The sequence below is a fragment of the Thermogutta sp. genome (assembly GCF_014359955.1).
GTDB lineage: Bacteria > Planctomycetota > Planctomycetia > Pirellulales > Thermoguttaceae > Thermogutta.
Genome location: NZ_JACIYL010000158.1, coordinates 1 through 7,358, shown reverse-complemented (window position 1 = coordinate 7,358; position 7,358 = coordinate 1). Strand labels below are relative to the sequence as shown.

Here is a 7,358-nt window from a genome sequence, read left to right as displayed (position 1 = left end):
GTTGGGACGATACGCATCATTTCCGTTCGAATCGCTGTCGCGGCAGATTCTTAACGGCTTGGATCGGTAGAGCGGAAATGCCACCTGGGTTTTTCCACTTTGGAGAGACCGTTGGGTGGGGCTGACCCCCTGGTAAAACGGGCTGGGTATAAAAAAAGTGGGCTTCCGGCGTGCCACCTCCGCAGTGGCGAAATCATGCGGTAGGGCAAGGTACCCGCATGACGACCGCTGCGCCGGAAACCCCACGGGCCAGCCTAAGCTACTGTTCGGACGGGTAGCAGGATCTGTGCCAATTCGTCAATAATGACACTCGTTCGTAAGGCATTTTTTGAACACGACTTGTGATCGCCCGCGTGTCCGCCGGTGAAACGAGGCAAGATTGCCGGACGGGCTAGGGTGGAGCGATTTGCTACACTCTGGTCAATCCGGCAACACAGGGCTCGCCAACACAAAGTCGGGGCAAGATCGAGTGTAGCATTATGCTACACTCTGTGGACGGGGCTTGTCTGCAAAGTTAGAGGGGTTTGGGGTGTATATTGGGAAGGGGCCCGGTGCGGTATCATGGTGTTTCCGACCGATTTGCCACAGTTTCTTCCCTGACCAATTGATTCCATGCGACATGACCGTGCGAAGGAGCGACTGCAACTGCATCGTCATTCTGCATAACCCGAAAGCGGGGAGGTGGCCCGCTGATAAGAGAGTCGGCCGCCTCGCCAGCGCTCTCGCCGACCGGGGATACTCCGTAAGAGTGAGTCAAAATTTGGGGGAAGCTGTGGAGCTGGCGAATGGGGAGTTCGAGGCCGGACGGCTCAAATGCTTGATCGGTGCCGGAGGAGATGGAACCGCCGGGGAATTGATCAATCGTGTGATGCCGGGCTTGCCGCTCTCCTTCTTTCCCACCGGAACATCCAACCTGGTGGCGAGTTACTTCGGGTTTTCGCGGAAGCCTGCCAAAGCCGTGGAAACGCTGACAAATGGCGAGCCGATCGCCATCGACGCGGGGGTGGCCAACGGCCGCCTGTTTTTGGTGATGCTCAGTTGCGGTTTTGATGCCGCCGCCGTGGAGATGGTCCACCGGAAGCGGATGCAGGGGCATCGGGGTGGCCGGGGCGGTTTCGCCACCTTCATCGGCCCGATTTGCCACCTCATCGGGACTTATCCCTTCCCAGAAATGACCGTCCAGGTCTGGAATGGCCACGACGGTTCCGACACTTCGTCGATGCCTCCGCAGGCGCATCCGTCGGCGACCCTCGCTGCGAAATGGGTGTTCGTGTTCAATTTGCCGCGATACGGGTGGGGGTTGCCAATCTCGCCGGAGGCGAACGCCACCGACGGACTGCTTGATCTGTGCACTTATCGCGGGGGAGGTTTCTGGAAGGGACTGTGGTACACACTCATGACGCAGTTCCAGCTCCATCGACGCTTGCGGGACTTCCAGCATCTCCACGGCCGACGTTTCCGAATCACGGCCGAGGCCCCGGTGCCATATCAACTTGATGGAGATCCGGCCGGGTATCTTCCCGTGGAAGTTGAAGTTGCCCCACGCCGCGTGCACATCGTCGTGCCGAAGCGGATTGCGCGACGATTGGCGGCGAGCGCGCCAGGGAGCTGACTTCGAACAAATCGGTGGGATCGGTGGGATGGGAGAATAAATGGTGGCTGAAGGAAAGGCCCAGATTGCCGGTTATGTGTGCGGACCAGGCGAACCGCTCCTGTTTATTGCCGGTCCGTGCGTGATTGAGAACGAATCGATCACTCTGGAGATCGCCCAGTTTCTGGCAGAGTTTGCACGTGCGCACCACATTCGCCTTATTTTCAAGGCATCCTTTGACAAGGCGAACCGCACCAGCCTGCATTCGTTCCGTGGGCCGGGCCTAGCCGAGGGGCTGCGGATCCTCAGCCGGGTGAAGGAAGCCACCGGGCTGCCCATCACAACGGATATCCACGAACCGGCTCAGGCCCTCCCAGTAGCGGAGGTCTGCGACCTCATTCAGATTCCGGCCTTTCTCTGCCGGCAGACGGACCTTCTGGTGGCCGCCGCCCAGACGGGGAAACCCGTCCATGTCAAAAAGGGGCAGTTCCTGGCTCCGTGGGACATGCGCTATGTGGTGGAGAAGCTGCGTTCCGCGGGATGTCAGGACATTCTCGTGGGGGAGCGGGGAACCTTTTTCGGGTACGGACGCCTGGTCAACGACATGCAGGCGATCCCCATTCTCCACGAAATCGGCGTGCCCGTGATCTTTGACGCCACCCACAGCGTACAGCAACCGGGGGGCCAGGGAGGACGATCCGGGGGTAACCGGCAGATGGTGGCCCCACTTGCCCGGGCGGCCGTGGCGGTGGGAGCCGATGGAGTTTTTTTCGAAACGCACCCCCGACCGGACGAGGCCCTCAGTGATGGTCCCAATATGGTGCCTCTTTCGGAATTGCCCGCTCTGATCCAAACTCTTGTGGAATTACGCCAATGGGTTCTGTCACATCCGTAATTTCAAATGCCCGAAATATCCTTCCCCATTTGGCTCGAAGTGTGCGCCCGCGATCGCCCCGCCTCGGTGCGGTAGCCGCTATCGTTCTCCTGTCGTTGTCCTTGACGACGGCGGGTTGCCGGCGAGGCACGCAGGGCGGTTCGGCGGGCACATCTCAGACTTCGTCGGACACCGCCCGTCAAACCGCCACCCTCCATCGCGACGAGCTGTTCGAAATTGCCATCAGCAATCTCAATCGGCTTTATCAGTTTGAGGGGACCGAAATGGCCCTTCAGGTGGCCGACCGACTCGACCAGTGGATTAAAACTCAGCCGCCGCTGACCGATTGGGCACCTGATCCGCTGCTTCAGAAGCTGCCCCCTGATCTCGCACAACTCAAGGCGGTAAAGGAACTTGGGGAACTCAGGTTCACTCGGGATGACGGCATCTTTCTGCAAACGGCCGTGTGGCTTCGCGACATCGCTGGTTGGGCCCGTGGGGACCAACCGGATGAGCTGAGCCGCGCGATCGAATTGTTCGATTGGGTGGTGATCAACATCCAGTTGGATTCGCAGGAGCGAATGATCCAGCTTCCCTCCGGGCAGTTGCTCATCCACACGCCGTGGGAAACGCTCCTGTTGGGCCACGGGACGGTTTTCGACCGGGCCTGGGTCTATCTCCTGCTGTGCCGCCAGGAGGGGTTAGACGCTGCGGTGGTGGCTGTCAATCGTGCGGCCGCGGGGGCTCAGCCGCTTTGGGAAGTCTTTGCTGTCGGAGTTCTCATCAACGGGGAACTGTACCTGTTCGAGCCGGCACTGGGGGTTCCGATTCCTGCCAAAGATGGTTTGAAAGTGGAAAAAGGAAAAGGGCTTGTCATTCGACCGGCCACGCTCAAAGAATTGGCAGCCGATGATTCGCTGCTTCGCCGCTTGGATGCGGATCCCCGCAATCCCTATCGTGTCAAGGCGGAGGACCTTCGGGAAGTCATGCTGTACGTGGAAGGGTCACCGCCTTATTTGTCTCGGCGAATGGAAATGGTCCAGAAGATGCTGGCGGGGACGGAGTCCCTCGTGATAACGGCGCATCCCAGCGAACTCGCCGAACGGCTCCGTCAGGCGGAGCATGTTAAGGATGTCGAGCTTTGGGTGGTGCCCTACGAGGCTGAACAACAGCGGGAGACTTTCGGACAGCAGATTGGACAGCTTGTCCTCCGGGAAATCATGCCCTACCTGGCGCCCGTCGGGGCGGTGATGCCTTTGTGGCGGGGGAGGGTTCTCTACTTTCGCGGGGATCTGGTCGGTGAAGAAAGTGCCGCGTATTACCTTCAGCTTGCTAGACCCCCGGAAAGGCTTCTGGCCTCGGGAAATCTGCCGCCTGATCAGGAAATGATCCTCAACAGGGCGAAAATCAACGCGAGTTACTGGCTGGGAATTCTCGCCCTGTATCAGGGAAACCGGAAAAGCGCCGAAGATTACTTCATCAAGCGGACTGCCCTCTCCGAGCCCGATTCGCCGTGGGAGTCCGGCGTCCTTTATGCACTCGGACGACTCAACGAAAAGCTTGGGGATTATTCCCGGGCGATCACGGCCTACCGATCGGAGATGCACCTGCCGAACCGGTACGGCAACTTGGTTCGGGCAAAATGGCTGGAAGAACTGACGGGTGCCAAGCCCCTTGAGATCGATGGGAGTTCCCACAAGTGATCGGCGGACCTTCATCAGGAAGGCCGGGGTAGCTGTGAGAATGCCTCGTTTACCGCCCGGCAACTCGGGGAACTTGCCTCAAAGCTCTCGTATTCGCTTCTGAATCGTCCCCACTTTTGTCAAAGCCAGGAGATGCCGCGGGAGAAAGTGTCCTGGGCCATTCCTGAAATGCGCCTACCCATTGACCAGTAACCGAGCCAGGCGCTTGGGACGCGGCTGACGAAATGGCTCATCCAGCCATCGGACTGAGGAGGAGGCAGGCAGGTTGCTCCGGGCTGAATTCCACTCCCCGCACACGCCCGTGTGGACTTTCGCGTGAGAAAAAGTGGGGATGTATCAGATCCGGTACCAATTGAGGGTTCCGGCGTTCTGCGTTACACTCAAAAAAGAGGAGGGGATGGGCGGTCGCCTTATGCGCAGGCCAAACCCCCGCGTTAGCGGGGCTTTCCCGCTTGGCGGTGCGATTTCAGTCGAAAAAAGTGCCCCCTTAATGGGCGGGGATCCGCAGGAAGGTTTTCCTGGCTTTGCGACGCCGAAATGGCACTCGGAAAACAACGGCCACTGACGTGAGGACTGTTTTATGAAAGAAGGCATTCACCCCAAGTATGTGGACTGCAAGGTCACCTGCGGGTGTGGCAATACGTTCATGACCCGCAGTGTGAAGTCCGAGCTGAAAATCGACATTTGCAACATGTGTCATCCCTTTTTCACCGGCAAGCTCAAGTACGTGGACACCACGGGACGCATCGAGAAATTCCGCTCGAAGTTTTCTGGTGGTTACACGGGCGGGAAAAAGAAGAGCTGACGATTCTGGGCCCTGTTCCGCCTTGTCGAGCGCCACAATAACTGGCGAGAACTGACGAAGGATCGCGGTCGCCCGCTAAGGTACCATTCGCCAGTCTGGGGTGTTGTGTCAGGGAGCCGGCGGCGCTTCTGTTCTATCCATGCGCAAAGAACTGGACGAAAAACTCGCGCGGTTTGAAGAGCTGGAGCGGCAGCTCCATGATCCGGGCGTGCTGGCAGATTCAGCGCGTCTGGCTGCTGTTATGCGCGAGCATGGGGCTCTGGCCAAAGTCGCCGTCAAGTACCGCAAATTTAAAGAGGTCAATCAGCAAATCCTCGAGTTGCGCGATCTTCTGGAAGGTGATGATCCCGAGCTCCGCGAGCTGGCAGAGGAAGAATTGCCCCGGCTTCGTCAGGAGCGCGAAGCCCTCTGGGATGAGTTGCTGGATCTGACCATCGGTGGCGAGGACGCGAATCGCACCCGGTGTATTCTGGAGATCCGAGCAGGCACTGGTGGGGAAGAAGCCGCCCTTTTTGCCCGCGATCTTTTCGAGATGTACCGCCGGTATGCTGAGTCCAAGGGGTGGAAGGTTGAAATCCTCGGGATGAACCCGACCGAGCTGGGGGGCTTCAAGGAAATCAGCGTCGGCCTGGAAGGTGACGAGGTCTATCGGCGGCTCCAGTACGAAAGCGGGGGACATCGGGTGCAGAGGGTGCCGGAAACTGAGGCCAAAGGCCGGATTCATACTTCCCTGGCCACGGTGGCCGTCCTTCCCGAGCCGGAAGACGTGGAAATAGAAATCAAGCCGGAAGATTATCGGCGCGACACGTACCACGCCAGCGGGCCCGGAGGTCAGCACGTCAACAAGACGTCTTCGGCCGTCCGCTTGACCCATTATGCGACGGGGATTGTCGTCCAGTGCCAGGACGAAAAGAGTCAGCACAAAAATTTTGCCAAGGCCCTGCGGGTGTTGAAGACGCGGGTGTATGAATACTATCGGCGTGCCAAAGAGGCCGAGCGGGCCCAGGAACGTCGTAGCAAGATTGGTTCCGGGGATCGCAGTGAGCGAATTCGCACCTACAATTTCCCTGAAAACCGTGTAACAGATCACCGCATCAACCTCACGCTCTATCAGCTCGACAGCATTTTGGAAGGAAATCTTGATCCGATCATCGAGGCCCTTCTCGACTACGAACGCAACGAGCTCCGCGCGACGTTTGGGGCGCTCGATTGACGGGCCGCCCCGGGTCGGTTTGGATTTGCGTTGCGTTTTCCACCATGCGGGCGGGAAAGAGGCATGTGAAACGGCATGGGAACTCCGTGATACGAAGGATCGCTTCCCGATGACCCAGGCCGATGTCTGGACGGTAGGCCGACTTCTCAACTGGACCACGGAATATCTCCGCCGTCATGGTTCGGAAAACCCGCGTTTGGACGCCGAGGTCCTGCTCGCTTTTGCCCGCGGCTGCCAGCGGATCGATCTGTACACTCGCTTTGACGACATACCCTCCGAGGAGGAAAGGGCACGGTTCCGCGAGATGATCAAGCGTCGAGCGGAAGGCGTTCCGGTGGCCTACCTGGTGGGCGAACGGGAGTTTTTTTCGCTGAAGTTTCGTGTTACGCCCGATGTGCTCATCCCCCGACCGGAGACCGAGTTTGTCATGGTCACTCTGCTGGAATGGGCCCGCAAACAGGGGGCGGATCGCCCGTGGCTAATCTGCGATGTGGGTACGGGATCGGGGATCCTCGCCATTTGCGCAGCCAAACACCTGCCGCATGCCCGGGTGACGGCACTGGACATCAGCTCCGCGGCACTCGAAGTGGCGCGGGAGAACGCTGAGCGGCACGGCGTGGCGGACCGCATCGAGTTTTATGAAAGCGACCTGCTTGCAAACGTGCCGAACGAGTTGCAATTCGATTTCATCGTGTCCAATCCACCCTACGTGAGTGAGGCCGAGTACGAACAGCTCGCCCCGGATGTCAGGAAGTACGAACCCTATCGGGCGCTGGTGGCTGGACCGCAGGGGACGGAAATCATCCAGCGGCTCGTTCCTCAGGCTGCCGACAAACTTGTCCCGGGGGGTGGATTGATCTTTGAAATTTCGCCCATGATTCACGACGCCGCCCGGCAGATCGTAGCCGACGATCCGCGTTTTGAATTGAGGCCCACCGTTCGCGACCTGGCCCGATTACCCCGGGTTATCCAGGCTCGTCGCAGGGAAACAATGTGAGTCATCCAGGTTTCCGCCAACCGTCATCTGTTTGGCGGAGAGCTGGACTGTGAGGAAGGTGGCAGGTGCCGGAACAGCCGTTGCCGCAGGATGTTGCGGTCCGATGTGAGCGAAGCATCCCCGGAATCGGTGGAGAGAATGTGGTAATACATGTAGAACTTGGCATCCAGGTCGT

6 protein-coding genes are annotated in these 7,358 nt (G+C 59.1%); all 6 read left to right on the top strand.

The window, feature by feature from the left end; all coding sequences use genetic code 11:
* Positions 1-619: 619 nt before the first annotated feature.
* Entirely contained in the window at positions 620-1,612 is a 993-nt protein-coding gene (locus H5U08_RS06880; RefSeq protein WP_297031558.1) for a diacylglycerol kinase family protein, read from the top strand.
* Positions 1,613-1,652: 40 nt separating this feature from the next.
* Positions 1,653-2,486: a 3-deoxy-8-phosphooctulonate synthase gene (kdsA, locus tag H5U08_RS06875; RefSeq protein WP_297031557.1), complete on the top strand. Its 834-nt coding sequence runs from the start codon at positions 1,653-1,655 to the stop codon at positions 2,484-2,486.
* Positions 2,465-4,168 (top strand): hypothetical protein, encoded by a 1,704-nt coding sequence (locus H5U08_RS06870; RefSeq protein WP_297031555.1) that lies wholly within the window; start codon positions 2,465-2,467, stop codon positions 4,166-4,168. The genes kdsA and H5U08_RS06870 overlap by 22 nt, the downstream gene beginning before the upstream one ends.
* 580 nt (positions 4,169-4,748) lie before the next feature.
* Positions 4,749-4,973, top strand: a complete 225-nt coding sequence (rpmE, locus tag H5U08_RS06865; RefSeq protein ID WP_297031553.1) for a 50S ribosomal protein L31 — start codon at positions 4,749-4,751, stop codon at positions 4,971-4,973.
* Positions 4,974-5,112: 139 nt separating this feature from the next.
* Positions 5,113-6,186, top strand: coding sequence for a peptide chain release factor 1 (gene prfA / locus H5U08_RS06860; RefSeq protein ID WP_297031551.1), 1,074 nt, complete (start codon positions 5,113-5,115; stop codon positions 6,184-6,186).
* A 109-nt stretch (positions 6,187-6,295) separates the two neighbouring features.
* Positions 6,296-7,183 (top strand): peptide chain release factor N(5)-glutamine methyltransferase, encoded by an 888-nt coding sequence (gene prmC / locus H5U08_RS06855; protein ID WP_297031549.1) that lies wholly within the window; start codon positions 6,296-6,298, stop codon positions 7,181-7,183.
* Positions 7,184-7,358 lie beyond the last annotated feature (175 nt).